The sequence below is a fragment of the Thiovibrio sp. Mzg5 genome (genome assembly GCF_055379285.1).
The window spans coordinates 1,395,427-1,413,140 of record NZ_AP022872.1 but is presented as its reverse complement, the minus strand read 5'-3'; the positions used below and the strand labels follow the sequence as shown (position 1 = coordinate 1,413,140).

Sequence of the window (17,714 nt, the reverse complement as noted above, 5' to 3'; positions counted from 1 at the left end):
TCACAGCGAGAGCAGATGTCCTTGCAGCAAAGCCTGGCCGTTGTGCTTCAGGTTAAAGATCACGGTGATTCCGACAAGATTGTCACCCTGTATACCCTGGAACACGGCAAAATCGTGCTTATCGCCAAGGGCGCCAAGCGCAGCAAAAAACGTTTTGTCAACAAGCTTGAGCTCTTTTCCCTCCTCTCCATCCAATTTGCTCCAAGCCGACACAGTTCGCTCATGCGTCTGGATCAGGCCGATTTGCTGGACCCTTTCCCCAGGCTGCGGGAAAACTACGAACTGTATATCGGTGCTTGCCTCCTGTGCGAACTTGTCCTGCACTGGACCAGGGAGCAAGACAGCGACGAAGAGCTTTTCCGCTTGCTTGCCTGGGCGTTGGAGGGGTTGGCTGCGGCGGGGGGGAGTGTCAACCGCACGATCATTTTCTTCCATGTCAAAATGCTGGATATCCTCGGCTATCGTCCCGATCTGACAGGCTGTCTCGATTGCCGTGTCCTTGGCGCACCTGGGGTCTTGTACCGTTTTAGCCCCCTGCGCAACGGGTTGGTTTGCAGTCGTTGTGAACCCCAGGCCACGGCGAACTCTCAGCCGCTTTCCATCCAGACCATCCAATTGTTGCGCAGGGTTCAGGACATGGAACAAGGCAAATTGGAACGGCTCCATTTTTCCTTGGCTGCCACGCGGGAGGCCATTGCCCTGCTGAAACGGTACGACAGTCATCTCTTGCAGCGGGAAGTGCAATCCTGGAATTTTTTGGGCTGAGGGTAGCTGTTCTGCAGCACCACACCTGCTTCGCAGTCTCGCTCATGCTCTCGCTTAGCTGTCATCGGCCTGCTCGTGTGCAACAGCACACTTCGCAGACCTCTTCCGCGCATCTGTGGCAGCAGTGAAACGGCGCGGCAGAACAGCTACCGTTTTGGGACTGCCTTGGGCCGGCTAGGTTCTGGGCTGACTGCTTATTCCGCTTTCATTTTCTGGAGGAGCCAGGCCATGTTGCTTCCCAGATCGCGCATGGTTTTCATACCTTCCTCGTCGTTGGCCACCTCGCCCGGTTCCCGGCCGACGCCGATGTTCCAATACGAGGAACCCACCACGATCATCTGACCGATCAGAAAAAAGGCGTTGAGGGAGTTGAATACCTGAATGGCCCCGGCTCTGCGGACCGCGACCACCCCGGCCCCGGCTTTGCGTTTGAACAGATCGCCGTTGGCCCGGGAAACCATGCCGCACCGCTCGATTAAGGCTTTCATCCCTGCGGAGACATCGGCGAAGTAGGTGGGGGATCCCAGGAGAATGCCATCCGCCGCGATCATCTTGGCAAGACAATCGTTGATGATATCCTTTTCCACGGCGCAGCGGTTATCTTTGTTTTTGAAACATTGATAACAGGCGATGCAGCCGGAAACCGGCTGGCCGGATAACTCCACCAGCTCCGTGTCGATCCCTTGTAGAGACAACTCTTCCAAAGCGGTATTCAGCAATTTTGCGGTATTCCCTCCCTTGCGGGCGCTCCCGTTAAAAGCGACGACTTTCATGGCATTCTCCTCGGGTGTTTTCATTTTACGGGGTTGGGGTCGTTGTGCTGCGGCGTTCAGTGGCGTGCAGACCAGAATATTGTAATCGAGATTGGCGAGGACGGGAAGGATTTCGGGAAAGCGCCAGCCGGGGCTCTCCCGGCTGGCGCTTGTGAGAAAAGATTACTTCCAGCAATAGGACATTTCCGTTTCGGTCCGCCAGCTGTCCCAGAGATAAGCCTCCTCCCGTTGTTGGGAGATGATCCGGAAGGCATGGCGCACCTGCGCCTCAAAAAAGCTGCAGTAAGTACTCGGCGCATTGATGTCGCCGGAGACCTTGTAAATTTCGGCCGGGCATGGCGCCCCGCAGAAATGCCGGATGGCGCATCCGGCGCAGGGCAGAATTTTTTCCACCTTCCTGTTGGTTACTTCCTGGAAGGGTTTGCTGGCAAGAATATCGGCAGGATCATCCCGGAAGATGTTGCCGCCGGAAAACTCGTTCATGCCGATGAATTCACTGCACGGCACAACCTCGCCGTCCGCGGAAACGGCAAAGAAGCAACGACCGCCGCCGCAGGGAGAGATGTCGCACATCAGCCTGCGGCCGGTCGGGCCGATAACTCCGGCCAGCACATTGGCGAAGTTGGCGATGACCAGTTTTCTGCCGGTTTGCTCAAAAAGCTCAAAAGAGCGGTCCAGCGCCTTGAAGAAAGACTCGGCAAGGACCTGGTTGTCCGGTTTCAGGTCCATTCCGCCCTGGCGGGTGCAGCGCACCGGATTGAGCATGACCACCCGCACCCCCAGCCCGTGGTAAAAGTCCACCATCTCGGTCAGGGTGTGCACGTTGGCCTGGGTTACGGTGGTGATGACATTGAGGGCCGGATAATCAACGAGTTTTTTGATCACCGCAACCACGGTGTCGTAATAACCGTTGCCCTGCCAGTTTTTTCGGGTGCGGTTGGCGACCTCCGCGGTGGGGGCATCCAGGGACAGGCCGATGCCGACGTGGTGCTCCCTTAAAAAGCTGATTGCCGTGTCGTCGAGCAGGGTGGCGTTGGTCTGGATGCCGAAATTAAAGTCGTCTCTAAAACGCGTAATTGCAGCAAACACCGCCTCCCTGGCCACCATGGGTTCGCTGCCGTGGAAGATAAGCTGCGGTTTTACCCCCTCCGGCAATATCTTCCGGAAGTGTTGCAACAGCCGCTCGAGGGCGAGCATCAGCTTTTCCTCGCCCATGTCGATGCCGTTTTTGCGCATCTCTTCGGGGAGGTAGCAGTAGCTGCAGTTCAGGTTGCAGCGTTCGGTGGGGTTCACATAAGCGGCGGAGAGCTGCAAGCCCGTGCGGAGGTGATTCATTTCCGTCTGAAACTCCGGGGCGCGGGCCAGGAAGTCTTCGACCATGGCGCCAGCCAAAGCCTGGGGCAGCTCATGACGATCAACCAGAGCCCAGTAGGCCGTGTCCGCCTCGACAACCGCAACCCGTTCCGGATCGCCGATCTCCAGCACGGAAAAGTTCGGGCCCTGGCCGGTGTTGGCGAAAATGGTCGCCGCTGTCTGTTTGCGTGCTTGTGCCATTACTTGCCGCCGTCCTTTGCTGTTGTGTCCGCATTGGGGGCGAGCAGGATATAATGGGAAAGGCCGGTTCCCTGGCCGATCAGGTTGCAGCGCCGACGGTACGAAATGATCTGTTTCTGTGCTTTCATGGTGTTCTCCTGTTATTGTTGACCTGCGTGCATAAAAAAACCCGGAGCAGCTCCATAGGAGCCACTCCGGGTTCTGTTTCCATTAGAATCCCCAGACGACGGCAATACATACGTGAGAAACATTATCACCAGGTCTTCTGACTTTCGGATCGTCTGCTGGTCTGCTGCCTTCCCCCCACAGTTTACGCTCTGGGAGTGACCGGGAAATTCCCTGTGCCGACCAGCATCCCCGATTACAGCGGCGGGACCGCCACGGATTTACACCGTGTTCCGGGATGATGCAATGTTTGTTCTTTTTTTGCTTTTAAACCCTTTTTGTCCTGGCTTGTCAAGTGGGGTTGCAACGAATTCCAGGAATGAAAATGCGGAGATCCGTATTTGTTTTTTGAAAAGGTTTGGGTTATACGCCCACGGCGGAAAAGCGGTCCGTTATCCTCTCGCCTCGGGGGATAATTGGCTTTAAATCGGGATAAAATCGCAAGCCGTCCTTGACTGTAATACGAAAGTTGGTTATTTTTCCATGTTCAAGCGAGAGTGGCGGAATTGGTAGACGCACTGGTCTTAGGAACCAGCGCCTTTGGTATGGGGGTTCGACTCCCCCCTCTCGCACCAACAAGAAAACAGCTCCGACTCGAAGGCCGGGGTATAGGCAAATATCTCATCCATACCGTGGGGAGAGAATCTCGAAGACGTTCCTTCACTGTATGACTGTGTTGTTGAAAATGTTTGAAACAAGGAAGGTGTTGCATGCAGATCAATGTCGAAGATGTAAGTCAGCTTACCAAAAAAATGACTATCACTCTGCCGGAAGCGCAGGTTGTCCAGGAGTTGGAGTCCGCCTATAAGAAACTGAACTCTGAGGTTTCCCTAAAAGGGTTTCGCAAGGGCAAGGTACCCCGTCAGGTGCTGGAGAAAAATTATCGACCCAAGGTTGAGTATGAGGTGGCGGAAAAGTTGATTCAGGGCACTTATTTTGACGCTCTTGAGAAAAGCAAGATCGATGCGGTTGTGCATCCGGATATCCGCGAACAGAAATTTGCCGAAAACGGCACCTTTGTCTACACCGCAGAGGTGGATGTTCGGCCCCAGTTTGAACTGGCTGAGTATAAGGGCCTTGAGATCGAACAGGCCCCACTTGAGGTGACAGACGAGGAAATCTCCCAGGAGCTTGAGGCGCTGCGCAAGCAAATGGCTCCCCTGCAAAGCGTTGAAGACCGCGCCATTGCCAAGGGACACCTGGCTGTGGTTGATTTTCAGGGCTACCATAACGGCAACCCCATCAAGCAGGTGGTCGGAGAAAATTATTCGGTTGATGTGGGGTCAGGTCAGTTTGGCAACGAGTTTGAAGAGAAACTTCTTGGTCTGAAAAAAGGCGAGGAAACTTCTCAGGAAATAGATTTTCCGGCAAATTTCGCCAATCCGATCCTGGCGGGCAAGAAGGTGGAGTTTAAAATCAATGTCAAGGATGTCAAAGAAAGGGTGTTGCCCGCTCTTGATGATGAATTTGCCAAGGAGGTAAGCGAGGCTTTTGCCGACCTGGAGGCGCTCAAGGCCCATATCCGTGAAAAAAAGCTGCAGGCCAAGAAGGATGCCCAGCGTGGTGATCTCACCGACAAATTGATGCGGGTGCTGATTGAAACCCATGAGTTTGAGATTCCGCCTCGGCTGGTGGCCTATGAAATCGAGGCAATGATCAAGGAACTGGAAAGCAACCTGGAGCGGCAGGGGATGACTCTGGAAGCTGCCGGGTTCAACAGGGATGCCTTGGTGGAACAGTATAAGCTTGCGGCTCAGGCCCGGGTTAAGGGCGATTTTCTTTTGAAAAAGGTGGCGGAAAAGGAAGGGCTCAAGCTGGAAAACGAAGACATCGACAAAGGCTTTAAGCGCATCTCCGAACAGTACAACATGCCGGTCAGCGAAGTGAAAAAATATTTTTCCAGCAGGGATGACCTGCTGCCATTCATGGCAGAACTGTTGAACGAAAAAATCTTAAGTTTCCTGCTTGACGCAGCCAAGATGAAAATTGTGCCGGCTGCTGCCTAGGGCGTGAGTGATCCCACAGTAACTTCTTGAAGGAGCATGTTTATGAATCTCGTCCCCATGGTTGTTGAACAGAGCCCCCGCGGAGAGCGGGCCTATGATATCTATTCCCGGCTGTTGAAAGAGCGGATTATTTTTTTGGGATCGGCCATCAATGACGATGTAGCCAACAGCATCATCGCTCAGATCCTCTTTCTGGAGGCCGATGATCCGGACAAGGATATCACCTTTTATATCAACTCTCCTGGGGGGGTGGTGACGGCTGGCATGGCTATTTATGATACAATGCACTATGTGAAGTGCGATATCGCCACCCTGTGCATGGGGCAGGCGGCCAGCATGGGCGCGGTGCTCCTTGCCGCCGGCACCGAGGGGAAACGGTATGCGCTGCCGAACTCCCGGATCATGCTGCATCAGCCCATGGGTGGCTTTCAGGGGCAGGCCTCCGATATTGACATCCACGCCAAGGAGATTCTGCGGATGCGGCAGGCCCTAAACGGCATTTTGGCGCATCATACCAAGCAAAAAATCAAGAAGATTCAAGTTGATACAGACCGGGATTTTTTCATGGGCGCCGAGGAAGCCAAAGCTTATGGCGTAATTGACAAGGTGCTGGTGAAGCGGACGAATCCTGACGAGGAGAGTGGGCATGGCAAAAGATCATAACGGCGAAGTGGAAGTCACCTGCTCCTTTTGCGGTAAGAGCCAAGATGAGGTCAAGAAGCTGATCGCCGGGCCGACGGTGTATATCTGCAACGAGTGCATCGACCTGTGCAATGAGATCGTCAGCGAGGACCGGCAGCAGGCGTTGGAGTCGCAACTGGAGGCTTCTACCCTCAAGCCCCATGACATCAAGGCCCACCTTGATGAATATGTGATTGGTCAGGACAGGGCCAAGAAGGTCCTTGCGGTTGCGGTGCATAATCATTACAAACGAATAGAGGCCCAGGGGAGTGGCGACGGCAGCGAGGTTGAATTGCAGAAAAGCAATATCCTGCTGGTTGGCCCGACCGGCTGTGGCAAGACGCTGCTGGCCCAGACTCTGGCGAAGATCCTCAATGTTCCTTTTGCCATGGCCGACGCCACCACCCTGACCGAGGCGGGTTATGTCGGCGAAGATGTGGAGAACATCCTGGTCAATCTTCTCCAGGCCGCGGATCACGATATCCAGCGGGCCAGTCGCGGCATCATCTATATCGATGAAATTGACAAGATTGCCCGGAAATCAGACAGTGCTTCCATCACCCGTGATGTCTCCGGTGAAGGGGTGCAGCAGGCACTGCTGAAGATCATCGAGGGAACTGTGGCCAGTGTTCCCCCCAAGGGTGGGCGCAAGCATCCGCAGCAGGAATATATCAAGATTGATACCACCAATATTCTGTTTATCTGCGGCGGAGCCTTTGTCGGGCTCGACGGCGTGATCAAGCAGCGAACCGGCACCAAGTCCATGGGGTTTGGGGCCAAGGTCGTTGGCAAGCCGAAAAAGACGGTGGGAGATATCCTGGCTCAGGTGCAGGCGGAAGATCTCCTGCGTTTTGGCCTGATTCCGGAACTGGTTGGTCGTCTGCCGGTGGTGGCGACCATGGAGGAGCTGGATGAGGAGGATATGATCCGCGTTTTGCGTACGCCAAAGAACGCGCTGACCAAGCAGTATGAGCGTCTTTTTGCTTTTGACAATATCCGGCTGCGCTTCACCGAGGGCGCGCTCAAGGCCATCGCCCAGCAGGCGATCAAAAGAAAGTCCGGAGCACGGGGCTTGAGAACGGTCATGGAGCAGGCAATGCTTGATATCATGTACGAATTGCCTTCCAAGGAAAATGTGCGGGAATGCGTGATCAGCGAACAGGTGGTGCTGAACGGCGATTATCCGGTGATTTTGTACGATAACGACGCGGAATCAAAGAAAAGCGCCTGAGCCGACGAGCAGTCGGTGTAGGCGCTTTTACGGCCTTTTATAATATTATTTGTCACTGCTGTCAGTTATGCCATCTGACTGGCATGATCATTTGAAGACAACGGCTAACCCATCACGAGTGTTTTAACCATTATGGTTGAGTCTGATCCCGAACAGAAAATTGCCTATCCGATGATGCCCTTGCGGGACATCGTGATCTTCCCTTACATGGTGGCGCCGTTGGTGGTTGGCCGGGAACGCTCTATAAAGGCGCTTGAAGAGGCAATGGCCAAGCGTTCTGAAATCTTTCTCGTAACCCAGAAAGACGCGGCTGAGGATGATCCAACCGAGGAGAGCGTGCATGCGGTGGGAACCGTTGCCACGGTCATGCAACTGCTCCGGCTGCCGGATGGCACGATCAAGGCTCTGGTCGAAGGTAAAAGAAGGGGCAGGATCGTAAAGCATCTGCCCAATCCCGACTATTTTGTTGTGCAGCTTGAAGGCGAAGAGGCAGAGGACGAGGGCGGTCTTGAAGCAATCGCCTATGTCCGGGAGATCCAGACAAGTTTTAAGGAGTATGTTAAATACAACAAAAAAGTGCCGGCCGAGGTTATAAAATCCTTGGCCCGCATTGAGCGGCCTGCAAAATTTGTCGATGTCCTGGCCGCACATCTGCCCCTGAACGTGCAGGAAAAGCAGGGCATCCTGGAGAATTTTTCGGTTGTTGCGCGCCTGGAACAGGTGTTGGCCCTTATCCATAAGGAAATTGAGATCGCCGAGCTTGAGGAGATTATCCGAGCCCGGGTGAAGAAAAAAATGGATAAGACCCAGAAGGATTATTTCCTGGCGGAGCAACTTCGCGCCATCCAGAAAGAGATGGGGGGCGCCGAGGATGCTTCTTCCGAGCTCGAGGGGCTCGACAAGGCTATTCAGGAGAAAAATTTGCCCGAGGCGGCTCGCGCCAAGCTGGAGCAGGAATTCAAGAAGCTGAAGATGATGCCGGCCATGTCGGCCGAGGCCACGGTGGTTCGCAATTATATCGACTGCATTCTCAGTCTTCCTTGGCGGGAAAAAACTGAAGAGAAGATCGATATTCTGGAGGCGGAGGAAATCCTTGCCCAGGACCACCATGGTCTTTTGAAGCCTAAGGAACGAATCCTTGAATATCTTGCCGTGCAGGCCCAGGTTGAAAAAATCAAGGGGCCGATTCTCTGCCTGGTTGGTCCTCCCGGTGTTGGCAAAACCTCATTGTGCAAGTCCCTGGCCCGCGCCATGGGGCGCAAGTTTGTTCGGCTCTCCCTCGGCGGGGTTCGTGACGAGGCTGAGATCCGAGGGCACCGGCGCACCTATATCGGGGCCTTGCCAGGCAAGATTATTCAGTCCATGCAGAAGGCGAAGGTCGTGAATCCGGTTATCTGTCTTGATGAGGTGGACAAGATGAGTATGGATTTCCGGGGAGATCCTTCTTCCGCCCTGCTGGAGGTGCTGGACCCGGAGCAAAATGTCGCTTTCAACGATCATTATCTTGATCTCGACTATGACCTGTCCGGGGTTTTTTTCGTGACCACCGCCAACAATCTCCACGCCATCCCGGCGCCGCTCCAAGATCGGATGGAGATAATCAAGCTCAATGGCTATACGGAAGAGGATAAGCTGAACATCGCCCAGGGCTTTCTGGTGCCGAAACAATTGGAGGCAAACGGTTTCGGGCCGGAGGATATTACCTTCAACGATGGCGCGATTCTTGAGATTATCCGGAGATACACCCGCGAAGCTGGGGTGCGCAATCTTGAGCGCAGCATTGCCTCGGTCTGTCGCAAGGTGGCCCGGGACCGGCAAAAGAAAAAGACGGACAAACGATATCGGTTGAACGATGCGGCCATTGCCAAGTATTTGGGTGGGGTCAGGTATCGTTTCGGTCTGGCCGAAGAGCGGGATAAGATTGGCCTTACCACCGGTCTTGCCTGGACCGAGGTGGGAGGTGAGTTGTTGCAGATCGAGACGGCCCTGATGCCTGGGAAAGGGAATCTGACTGTGACCGGAAAGCTCGGTGATGTCATGCAGGAATCCGCCCAGGCGGCCTTGAGCTACGTGCGGACTCGAGCCTTGCAGCTTGGCCTGTTGCCGGACTTTTATCAGAAACTTGATATTCATATCCATGTGCCGGAAGGGGCCATTCCCAAGGATGGGCCGTCTGCCGGGATTACCATGGCGACCTCGATGGTTTCCGCCTTGCTCAAGCTTCCGGTCCGGCGGGATATCGCCATGACCGGCGAGATTACCCTGCGCGGCCGAATCTTGCCCATTGGGGGTCTCACCGAAAAACTTCTTGCCGCGCGACGGGGGAATATCAAGCATGTTCTGATCCCTCGGGAGAATGAAGTCGATCTTCACGAAATCCCGGCAAAGATTCTCAAGGGGCTCACGGTGGAGCTGGTTGAGCATGTTGACGAAGTCTTGGCGAAGGCATTGGTCCTCCAGGAGGGGGATACCCTTTTCAAGGACATTCCCTTTGGCGAGTTTGGCGGGGATGGTGTGCTTTCCTCGAACAATGTGGCTCATTAGCAGAGGGTGTGACTCTGTCTGCAGACGGAAAAAGAATTCAGCATAATTCGCAGCCATCATTTTTGGAATGCGGTAAGTTTTTTGCTTGACGGATGAGGGGTGGCAAGGGTATATCTTGCCACACTTCATGTGGGGCGAATAGCTCAGCTGGGAGAGCATCGGCCTTACAAGCCGAGGGTCACAGGTTCGATCCCTGTTTCGCCCACCACAAGAGGAGTGGTAGTTCAGTTGGTTAGAATACCGGCCTGTCACGCCGGGGGTCGCGGGTTCGAGCCCCGTCCACTCCGCCAAAAGAAAAATTAAAGGGATTAGCGATTACTGCTAATCCCTTTTTTTTTAAATTATCTGTGCCAGATTCGCGGTTTTCTTTGGAGCAAGTGCTTGACACTGCCTGTGTCCCATGAGTAACATAAAAGTTTTATGGGATGGCGTAATCGAATAACCGGCTAACGCATGGAGTTTGCTATAATGGTTTGTTGTGAAACGTGTTTCTGCGCAAACCCATGCCCGAGGAGCCTATGATCCGTTACCTGGAAGAAATAGGACGCAATACCATCTGGCTCCTGGAAGATCTGGGACGCATGGGTTCGTTTCTGGCTTTGGGTCTTGGCGGCGTTTTCAAAAGACCGTTTCGATTTTCCGCCATGATTCGCCAGGTCCGCCTGATCGGCGCCAATTCTTTCTGGGTTATATTTTTTGTGGCAGGGTTCACCGGGATGGTCCTTGGCTTACAAGGATATTATACCTTGCGTAAATTCGGCTCGGAAGGGGCCTTGGGGTCGGCGGTTTCCCTGTCTCTGCTCCGTGAGCTTGGCCCGGTTTTGACGGCCCTGATGGTTACCGGGCGGGCCGGGTCGGCTATGTGCGCCGAAATCGGGATCATGCGCAATAGCGAGCAGCTTGACGCCTTGGAATGTATGGCCATCGACCCTTTCCGTTATCTCATCACGCCAAAGTTTCTTGCCACGCTCATCTCGGTTCCGATTCTCACCATTTTTTTCAATGTTGTCGGCATCTTCGGCGGATATCTGGCCGGTTGCGGCTTATTGGGGGTCAATCCCGGGGCGTATTGGGCTGGCATGGAGCAGAGTGTTGTGAATCAGGATATAAACATGGGCATCATAAAATCTTTTGTTTTTGCCCTGGTCATCGTTTGGGTGTGTGCGGGGCGAGGGTATTTTGTGCACGTCATCCGGGGGGCCGGTTTTGGCGCTGAGGGCGTGAGCAAGGTCACCACCCAGGCAGTTGTTCTTTCCTCCGTCGCGATTCTTATCTGGGATTATTTGCTTACGGCGATACTGTTATGAATCAGGCGGTTATCGAGTTTAAAGATGTTGTGAAATCCTTTGGCAAGCAGACCATTCTTGACCGGGTGAACCTGACGATCAATTCCGGCAAGACTACGGTTATCGCCGGACCGAGTGGCCAGGGGAAAAGTGTGACTATGAAGCTTATCCTGGGGCTCTTGCGTCCGGATTCCGGGCAGATCCTGGTGGATGGGCAAGATATCTCCAAGATGCGCGGCAAAGCGCTGAATGGGATTCGGACAAAATTTGGCGTCCTTTTTCAGGGGTCGGCGCTGCTTGATTCCTTGAGTGTTTTTGCCAATGTGGCTCTACCCCTTGAAGAGCGGACAAGGTTAGGGAGCGAGGAGATTCGGACGCGGGTGCTTGCCACCCTGGCGCAACTTGGTCTCACGGGGCATGAGGAAAAATATCCGGCTCAGTTGAGCGGTGGTATGAGAAAGAGGGTGGGGCTTGCCAGGGCGTTAATGTTGCAGCCGGAAATAATGCTGTTTGATGAGCCGACCACGGGTCTTGATCCTGAGAAATCCTTGGAGATTTACAAACTTTTTCTGGAGACCCAGAAGAAATTCGGATATACGTCCATTATAGTCAGTCACGATATCCCTAAAATCTTCAATCTGGCAGATCAGGTCATTTTGATCAATAAGGGTAAGTTCAACACCTTTGCCAGTCCTGAAGATATTCAACAGAGTGAACTTCCCGAGATTCAGGACTTTGTACAGAACACCATGGGGAAGGTTTATTTAAGCAGGGAGATGGAATAAAGGGTATGAAGAAGATAAATGTTGATGCGATTGTTGGTCTCTTTGTTCTGGCAGGTTTTCTGGCTTTTGCTTATATGTCTCTGCAATTGGGCGAGTTTTCAGTGTTCTCAATGGAGAAGACATATTCCGTGCGGGCGACATTTGGCAATGTCTCCGGCCTTAAGCGCGGAGCCCTAGTGGAAATGGCCGGAGTTAATGTCGGCAAAGTAAGCAATATCTCGTTGGGTGAAAATGATCGGGCCCAGGTTGAGCTTCTGATCAATAGCGGGGTAAAGATTACCGATGATGCAATTGCCTCTATTAAAACCCAGGGGATTATCGGGGATAAATATATTAAAATTTCCCAGGGCGGTTCGGAAGAATTGTTGGTTGATGGGGGTGTTATCACGGAAACAGAATCCGCGCTTGATCTTGAGGAATTGGTGAGTAAGTATATATTCGGCAAGGTCTGATCACCCTTAATACCTCGGGTTGTGGGCGGTTTTTGGAAATTATTTAAAAAAAGAACAACGTATCTGGCAGACATAAAATAAGTTGTTTTTTTGTTAGCTCCTGTTTGTGTGTCCTGTTCAGTTTGGCTTGGCGACAACGAGCTCTTCGGCCTTCAGCAAATTGGGTTACAGAGGACGACCATGAAAAATCGTGACAGTTTCCCGCTTCAATTGTACAGAATATGTTTCTGTTGCCTGGCAATCTGGCTGGGGTCTATGACCATTGCCTTGGCGCAGGATGTGGCGGTTGACGATGAACCGGATTTCGGGGAAGAGCGTGATATTGGTCTGGCCTCGGATCCTCTGGAGTCGATCAACCGTGGTTTTTTTCATTTTAACGACAAACTTTATTTTTGGGTGGTTAAGCCGGCATCCCAGGGATATGCGTATTTTATCGCCGAAGACGTGCGGATGTGCGTGCGGAGTTTTTTTAAAAATCTTCTGGCTCCGGTTCGGATTGTGAACAATCTTCTGCAGGGGAAAGTTGCGAACAGTGGGGTTGAATCCGCCCGTTTTGTTATCAATTCCACCCTTGGCATTGCCGGTCTGGCCGATCCTGCCAAAAATGAGTTCGGTTTGTCTCCCAAGGATGAAGACCTGGGGCAAACCATTGGGGTGTATGGATTTGGAGAAGGCATTTATCTTTGCTGGCCCTTCTTTGGCCCCTCGAATGTGCGTGATACCATCGGGTTGGCTGGGGATTTTTTCTTGAGTCCAGTGTCCTATCTTGCCATGTCTGATTCGGGTGCAGGGATGGCCGTTGAGGCTGGCCGAGAGGTGAATAACACCTCCCTTACCCTAGGGGATTACGAAGATTTCAAAGAATCCGCCATTGATCCGTATGTGGCCCTGCGCGATGCATATCGTCAGTATCGGCAAAAGAAAATACATGATGTTGCCGGGGGGAGTGAATCGGTGTACATGTCCTCATTCGACAGGATTGAAAAAAAATATGCCCAGAATATGCCTGGGCCGGTTTCGGTTGACACCTCGGTTGATGCTCAGTAGGCATCGGTGATGCGGTAAACTGTGCTTGCCATGAATACGGCGGCGTGGTCAAGGTGTCGTCTGGTCGGGGAGGTTCTGGCTTTGACGCTCTGCAAGGGCCTGTGAAAAAAAGTTTAAGCTCGCCAAGCAGGAAGAGTAAAGGCTCTGTGTCGCTGGATTGAGCGAAACCAGAGTTATTTAATAATTTTATCTTTTCAGCGAATGATTGTAGAGGCAAAAATGAAAAACAGGAACAGATGGTGTCTGAAGTTTCTTCCGGTAATTATTCTGACAATTGCTATCCTCGTTATGTCTCAGGGTATTTCCTGTGCTGCTACTGACCCGGTTGTCTTCGTAAAGGATGCCGTTGACGAGATTATTTCTATTCTTCAGGATGAAAAGCTCGCCGTGCCGACTCGCAGGGCGGAGAGGAAAAATCGGGTGGTAACTATTGTCGAAAAGAAATTTGACTTTCGAGATATGTCCATGCGTGCGTTGGCCAAGCACTGGCGGGAAAGAACTCCTGAAGAGCAGGATCGCTTTGTTTTCTTGTTTAAGACGCTATTGGAAAACACATATATAGCCAAAATAGAAACGTATTCAGGGGAAAAAGTTGTCTTTAAGAAAACAGAAATGCAGGGGAATAAGGCCATTGTTTATAGTGACCTGATTCGAAAGAAGGTGGAAACGCCGGTTAATTACAAGCTCAAAAATAACGATGATCGCTGGCTGGTTTATGATGTAGAGGTGGAGGGGGTAAGCCTGGTGAATAATTACCGGACCCAGTTTGCCAGTATTCTGAACAAGGAGAATTTCGCCGGACTTATTGCCAGGCTTGAAGAGAAGGTCAATAAGGGGGCGACTGAATAAACGCAAATGGGTACCGTTGACGAAATGCTTTTTGGGAGATATCGGCCTGAGGAGTTACATGATATATTTTCTTTTTTATCCGCTGATGAGATGCTGGAGTTGTTTGCGTATCTTGAGTTCAGAGAGTGGCAACCAGCGGAAATTGTGACGAAAAGCGGGGATCCTGGCGATTTTATGGGGTTTCTGGTTGAGGGAAAACTGGCCGTTAAGATGGATGCGATTTTCCCTGGTAAATTCATTCTGGTTGCCGTGCTTGAGCGGGGAAGTCTGGTTGGTGAGATTTCTGCTGTTGAGGGGGGGGACCGACATGCAACCGTTATCGCCACGGAAAAGAGTCGTCTCCTGATCCTCTCTCGTGAAAAGCTGGAACAGCTGCTGATACAGGCCCCTGTGCTTGGCCTGAAACTTTTACGGCGGATTATTCATGTGCTTGGTCACCGCCTGGGTAAGGCGAGCGACCGGCTAGCCCGATTGTTGTAACCCCTTGTAAGCCAGTTTTTGTTCAAGTCATAGTCCTCCTGTTTGTCGAAGATCCCCTGTTGAGTGTGCACGCCAACGAGAAAAAAAGGTCTGGCGGTGAATTAACTTGACAATAAGCCGTGTTTATTTATATTGATCTGTTCCATTTTTTGCATTGTGAACAGGTGATGCGTGCGGATCAAGTGGGAAGAAATACCAGCGGACGGCCTTTTTTTCAGTGTTGACGATGATTCCTGGGTTCCTGGTGAAGAGGTCGTCTGTGCAGGACCGGGAGTGTGCACCTTTTCTTTGAGAAAAGAGGGCGGGCGGGTGATTTTTGCTGGTATCATGCGCCTCCCCGTTCTTCTCGATTGCGATCGCTGTCTTGAGTCTTTTGCCTATACCTTGGCGGAAGAGTTTGAGATTGTTTTTGAGTTGTTTGTCAAACAGGACGAGGCAGGTCTTGCTGCGGAATACTTTTGCAAGAGTAGTGACCTGGATGTTGTGTATCTTGCGGAGCCGGTTGTGGATGTTTTTTCCGTGCTTGCCGAGCAGGTGTATCTTAGCCTGCCAGAGAAAAGACTCTGTAACGATAAGTGTTTGGGGCTCTGTCCGAAGTGCGGGGCGAACTTGAGTCGTTGTCCGTGTGATTGTGCCAGAGGTACAAGCGTATCTCCATTTAATGTTTTGGCAAAGTTGCAGGATCAGTAGCAGGGTAATTTGCCGAAGCGATCTCTATCGAAACGCTTCAGCTTATTGGCTTTGCGGAACAAAAACTGATTCATTTGTGTTGAACCTGTTGAGTTTTTTTGAGAAACCCGTTACAGACAACAAGCTGTAACCGAGATCTTTCCAATTGGAGGAAAAGTAATGGCCTTACCGAAAAGAAGACATTCGCATGCCCGTACCAGAATACGTCGTTCACATGATGCTCTGTGTGGCATAACCGTTTCCACCTGCTCCGAATGTGGCGAGCCGAAGCTCTCGCACCGTCTGTGTCCTGGCTGCGGGTCATACAAGGGCCGTACTGTTGTCAAGTTGACCGCAGAGTAATAGAGTTACGCCATGGCGTTGCATATTGCCTTGGATGCCATGGGCGGGGACCGAGGCCCGGAAGAACTGGTTTCCGGGGCAGTCCTGGCTGCGTGCGACTCTAACCTTGAGATCAGCCTGATTGGTGATCAGACCCGTCTCGAGGCTATTCTCGCAACCCATGGCACTCCTTCACCCCGGATTCATCTGGTGCATGCCTCCCAGGTTGTTGACATGGATGAATCCCCCTTTGACGCCATCCGCAGGAAAAAAGACTCATCCATCATGAAGGCCTTTGCCCTCCACAAAGAGGGCAGGGTTGACGCTGTTGTCAGCGCCGGCAATTCTGGGGCGACACTGGCTGCAGCCCTCAAGTTGCTTGGCCGTCTGGAGCATGTATCCCGGCCTGGAATCGCGGGTATTTTCCCTACCTTGAAAGGGCCGGTGGTAATGATGGATGTGGGCGCAAACGTTGATTGCCGCCCTGAGCATCTCTTTCAATTCGGGGTTATGGCCACCGCTTTTTCTCAAATACTCTTTGGCCTGGACCGGCCCCGTGTCGGTCTGCTCAGTATCGGCGAAGAGGGGGGGAAAGGCAATGCCCTGGTGAAAAAATCCCACGAACTGTTTCAGCAGAGTTCCTTGAATTACATCGGCAATGTCGAGGGCCGCGACACCTTTCAGGGGGATGTTGACGTCATGGTCTGTGACGGATTTGTTGGCAATGTCTGCCTGAAACTGAGCGAGGGTTTGGCCGAGGCGGTCATGGGCATGCTGGGTGAGGAGATTGCAAAGAGTTTTAAGGCAAAGCTTGGCTATCTGCTTGCCAGGGATGCCTTTGTTTCTTTTAAAAAACGGGTTGATTATGCCGAGTATGGCGGCGCCCCCTTGCTCGGTATCCGCGGCAACGCCATTATTTGCCATGGGCGTTCAAACGCCGTGGCAATAAAAAATGCCATCCGGGTTGCCTCCGAAATGGCCCGCAATAAAGTCAATGACCGCATCCTTGAGCTTTTTTCCCTTGATCATCTTCTGGTGCAACAGGATGATTCCTTGTCGGCGGAAGTCGCTGTTTCCGGAGTAGCCCCATGAGCCGTGCGGTTATCATCGGGACCGGATCCTGCCTGCCGGAAAGGATCCTCACCAACGCGGATCTTGAGAAGATGGTTGATACCACCGATGAGTGGATTACCACCAGAACGGGGATCAAGACCCGGCATATTGCCCGGGCAGGGGAAGAGACTTCCAAGCTCGCCAGCGAGGCAGCCCGCCGCGCCTTGGACATGGCCGGGGTGACCCCGGCGGAAGTCGACATGATCGTCCTCGGGACGATTTCCTGTGAAAAGGCCATGCCTTCCTGCGCCTGTCTGGTACAGAAGGAGCTGGAGGCCGTCAATGCCTTCGCCTTTGACATCAACGCCGCTTGTTCCGGCTTTCTCTACGGCCTTGACCTGGCCGACAAATACATCCATCATACCCCGGACATGAAGATTCTGGTGATCGGCGCGGAGAATCTTTCCAGCCGGACCAATTGGCAGGACCGCAATACCTGTGTGCTTTTCGGCGATGGAGCCGGGGCCTGTCTGGTGACCGGCAACGATCAGGGGCGGGGAATTTTGGCCAGTCAGCTCTATGCGGATGGTCGGTTATGGGAGTTGCTCCATATGGACAACGCTCCCAGTTTGAACCCGGACCTCTGCACCCAGCCAAGCGATGGCCCCTTCATCAAAATGGTGGGGAAGGATGTTTTTCGCTACGCGGTCCGGGCCATGGCGGATGCCATCACCGCCGTCCTTGAAAAAGAAGGCCTTGCCCTCGCGGACATCTCCCTTATTGTGCCCCACCAGGCAAATATTCGTATCCTGAAAAGCTTGGCCGATCACCTCCGTGTGCCCCTCGAAAAAATCTATATTAATGTACACAAATATGGTAATACATCGGCGGCGACCGTGCCGATTGCCATGGACGAAGCGAACCGGGAAGGCCGATTGCAGCAGGGAGATCTGCTTCTCATCTGCACTTTTGGCGGGGGCTTTACCTGGGGCGCAGCCGTGGTCAGGTGGTAGGCACAGGGCGCGCTATTTT

At 52.7% G+C, this 17,714-nt stretch carries 18 protein-coding genes, 3 tRNA genes and 1 riboswitch; of the genes, 18 read left to right on the top strand and 3 right to left on the bottom strand.

From position 1 onward, the window contains the following. Positions 1-15: 15 nt before the first annotated feature. Complete coding sequence (recO, locus tag ACZ46D_RS06420) at positions 16-765, top strand: DNA repair protein RecO (protein ID WP_464929204.1); 750 nt, start codon at positions 16-18, stop codon at positions 763-765. Between the two features lie 194 nt (positions 766-959). Here recO and ACZ46D_RS06415 read toward each other — a convergent pair whose 3' ends face one another. The 3 genes from ACZ46D_RS06415 to ACZ46D_RS06405 all read right to left on the bottom strand — a co-directional run bounded on the left by ACZ46D_RS06415 (position 960) and on the right by ACZ46D_RS06405 (position 3,220). Next, positions 960-1,538: a flavodoxin family protein gene (locus ACZ46D_RS06415; RefSeq protein WP_464929203.1), complete on the bottom strand. Its 579-nt coding sequence runs from the start codon at positions 1,536-1,538 to the stop codon at positions 960-962. A 162-nt stretch (positions 1,539-1,700) separates the two neighbouring features. Beyond that, positions 1,701-3,092, bottom strand: a complete 1,392-nt coding sequence (gene cbpB, locus ACZ46D_RS06410) for a peptide-modifying radical SAM enzyme CbpB (protein WP_464929202.1) — start codon at positions 3,090-3,092, stop codon at positions 1,701-1,703. Beyond that, a complete protein-coding gene (locus ACZ46D_RS06405; RefSeq protein WP_464929201.1) occupies positions 3,092-3,220 on the bottom strand; it encodes a hypothetical protein in 129 nt (42 codons plus the stop codon). Before ACZ46D_RS06405 ends, cbpB begins: the two co-directional genes overlap by 1 nt. 132 nt (positions 3,221-3,352) lie before the next feature. Continuing rightward, a riboswitch (cobalamin riboswitch) is annotated at positions 3,353-3,492 on the bottom strand. 256 nt (positions 3,493-3,748) lie between these two features. Here ACZ46D_RS06405 and ACZ46D_RS06400 point away from each other — a divergent pair. The 17 genes from ACZ46D_RS06400 (at position 3,749) to ACZ46D_RS06320 (ending at position 17,695) form a co-directional block, all read left to right on the top strand. Continuing rightward, positions 3,749-3,832 (top strand) — tRNA-Leu (locus ACZ46D_RS06400). Between the two features lie 135 nt (positions 3,833-3,967). Beyond that, a complete protein-coding gene (tig, locus tag ACZ46D_RS06395) occupies positions 3,968-5,263 on the top strand; it encodes a trigger factor (RefSeq protein ID WP_464929200.1) in 1,296 nt (431 codons plus the stop codon). A 42-nt stretch (positions 5,264-5,305) separates the two neighbouring features. Further along, a complete protein-coding gene (gene clpP, locus ACZ46D_RS06390) occupies positions 5,306-5,926 on the top strand; it encodes an ATP-dependent Clp endopeptidase proteolytic subunit ClpP (RefSeq protein ID WP_464929199.1) in 621 nt (206 codons plus the stop codon). Continuing rightward, positions 5,910-7,175, top strand: coding sequence for an ATP-dependent Clp protease ATP-binding subunit ClpX (gene clpX / locus ACZ46D_RS06385; RefSeq protein WP_464929198.1), 1,266 nt, complete (start codon positions 5,910-5,912; stop codon positions 7,173-7,175). The genes clpP and clpX overlap by 17 nt, the downstream gene beginning before the upstream one ends. A gap of 132 nt (positions 7,176-7,307) precedes the next feature. Beyond that, a complete protein-coding gene (lon, locus tag ACZ46D_RS06380) occupies positions 7,308-9,719 on the top strand; it encodes an endopeptidase La (RefSeq protein ID WP_464929197.1) in 2,412 nt (803 codons plus the stop codon). 132 nt (positions 9,720-9,851) lie between these two features. Continuing rightward, positions 9,852-9,927, top strand: a tRNA-Val gene (locus tag ACZ46D_RS06375). 5 nt (positions 9,928-9,932) lie between these two features. After that, positions 9,933-10,009, top strand: a tRNA-Asp gene (locus ACZ46D_RS06370). Positions 10,010-10,237: 228 nt separating this feature from the next. After that, complete coding sequence (locus ACZ46D_RS06365) at positions 10,238-11,026, top strand: MlaE family ABC transporter permease (RefSeq protein ID WP_464929196.1); 789 nt, start codon at positions 10,238-10,240, stop codon at positions 11,024-11,026. Then, positions 11,023-11,790 carry an ABC transporter ATP-binding protein gene (locus ACZ46D_RS06360; RefSeq protein WP_464929195.1) on the top strand — a complete coding sequence of 256 codons (768 nt, stop codon included), beginning with the start codon at positions 11,023-11,025 and terminating at the stop codon, positions 11,788-11,790. Before ACZ46D_RS06365 ends, ACZ46D_RS06360 begins: the two co-directional genes overlap by 4 nt. Before the next feature lie 5 nt (positions 11,791-11,795). Beyond that, positions 11,796-12,242, top strand: a complete 447-nt coding sequence (gene mlaD, locus ACZ46D_RS06355) for an outer membrane lipid asymmetry maintenance protein MlaD (protein WP_464929194.1) — start codon at positions 11,796-11,798, stop codon at positions 12,240-12,242. Positions 12,243-12,332: 90 nt separating this feature from the next. Further along, on the top strand, positions 12,333-13,289 hold the full coding sequence (locus ACZ46D_RS06350) for an MlaA family lipoprotein (protein ID WP_464929193.1): 957 nt from the start codon (positions 12,333-12,335) through the stop codon (positions 13,287-13,289). A 219-nt stretch (positions 13,290-13,508) separates the two neighbouring features. Beyond that, the gene (locus tag ACZ46D_RS06345) at positions 13,509-14,138 is read left to right on the top strand and encodes an MlaC/ttg2D family ABC transporter substrate-binding protein (RefSeq protein ID WP_464929192.1); all 630 of its coding nucleotides are present in this window, start codon (positions 13,509-13,511) and stop codon (positions 14,136-14,138) included. Between the two features lie 6 nt (positions 14,139-14,144). Further along, positions 14,145-14,618, top strand: a complete 474-nt coding sequence (locus ACZ46D_RS06340; protein WP_464929191.1) for a cyclic nucleotide-binding domain-containing protein — start codon at positions 14,145-14,147, stop codon at positions 14,616-14,618. 171 nt (positions 14,619-14,789) lie between these two features. Then, positions 14,790-15,308 carry a YceD family protein gene (locus tag ACZ46D_RS06335; RefSeq protein WP_464929190.1) on the top strand — a complete coding sequence of 173 codons (519 nt, stop codon included), beginning with the start codon at positions 14,790-14,792 and terminating at the stop codon, positions 15,306-15,308. Positions 15,309-15,467: 159 nt separating this feature from the next. Next, positions 15,468-15,650: a 50S ribosomal protein L32 gene (gene rpmF, locus ACZ46D_RS06330; protein WP_464929189.1), complete on the top strand. Its 183-nt coding sequence runs from the start codon at positions 15,468-15,470 to the stop codon at positions 15,648-15,650. A gap of 18 nt (positions 15,651-15,668) precedes the next feature. Next, complete coding sequence (gene plsX, locus ACZ46D_RS06325) at positions 15,669-16,721, top strand: phosphate acyltransferase PlsX (protein ID WP_464929259.1); 1,053 nt, start codon at positions 15,669-15,671, stop codon at positions 16,719-16,721. Then, positions 16,718-17,695 carry a beta-ketoacyl-ACP synthase III gene (locus ACZ46D_RS06320; protein WP_464929188.1) on the top strand — a complete coding sequence of 326 codons (978 nt, stop codon included), beginning with the start codon at positions 16,718-16,720 and terminating at the stop codon, positions 17,693-17,695. The genes plsX and ACZ46D_RS06320 overlap by 4 nt, the downstream gene beginning before the upstream one ends. Positions 17,696-17,714: the final 19 nt, after the last annotated feature.

Coding starts and splice junctions, on each gene's coding strand:
- ACZ46D_RS06415 (WP_464929203.1), bottom strand. CDS start 1,538: ATGAAAGTCGTCGCTTTTAACGGGAGCGCCCGCAAGGGAGGGAATACC.
- ACZ46D_RS06405 (WP_464929201.1), bottom strand. CDS start 3,220: ATGAAAGCACAGAAACAGATCATTTCGTACCGTCGGCGCTGCAACCTG.
- ACZ46D_RS06345 (WP_464929192.1), top strand. CDS start 13,509: ATGAAAAACAGGAACAGATGGTGTCTGAAGTTTCTTCCGGTAATTATT.
- recO (WP_464929204.1), top strand. CDS start 16: ATGTCCTTGCAGCAAAGCCTGGCCGTTGTGCTTCAGGTTAAAGATCAC.
- rpmF (WP_464929189.1), top strand. CDS start 15,468: ATGGCCTTACCGAAAAGAAGACATTCGCATGCCCGTACCAGAATACGT.
- cbpB (WP_464929202.1), bottom strand. CDS start 3,092: ATGGCACAAGCACGCAAACAGACAGCGGCGACCATTTTCGCCAACACC.
- ACZ46D_RS06340 (WP_464929191.1), top strand. CDS start 14,145: ATGGGTACCGTTGACGAAATGCTTTTTGGGAGATATCGGCCTGAGGAG.
- lon (WP_464929197.1), top strand. CDS start 7,308: ATGGTTGAGTCTGATCCCGAACAGAAAATTGCCTATCCGATGATGCCC.
- ACZ46D_RS06360 (WP_464929195.1), top strand. CDS start 11,023: ATGAATCAGGCGGTTATCGAGTTTAAAGATGTTGTGAAATCCTTTGGC.
- clpP (WP_464929199.1), top strand. CDS start 5,306: ATGAATCTCGTCCCCATGGTTGTTGAACAGAGCCCCCGCGGAGAGCGG.
- mlaD (WP_464929194.1), top strand. CDS start 11,796: ATGAAGAAGATAAATGTTGATGCGATTGTTGGTCTCTTTGTTCTGGCA.
- ACZ46D_RS06320 (WP_464929188.1), top strand. CDS start 16,718: ATGAGCCGTGCGGTTATCATCGGGACCGGATCCTGCCTGCCGGAAAGG.
- clpX (WP_464929198.1), top strand. CDS start 5,910: ATGGCAAAAGATCATAACGGCGAAGTGGAAGTCACCTGCTCCTTTTGC.
- tig (WP_464929200.1), top strand. CDS start 3,968: ATGCAGATCAATGTCGAAGATGTAAGTCAGCTTACCAAAAAAATGACT.
- ACZ46D_RS06365 (WP_464929196.1), top strand. CDS start 10,238: ATGATCCGTTACCTGGAAGAAATAGGACGCAATACCATCTGGCTCCTG.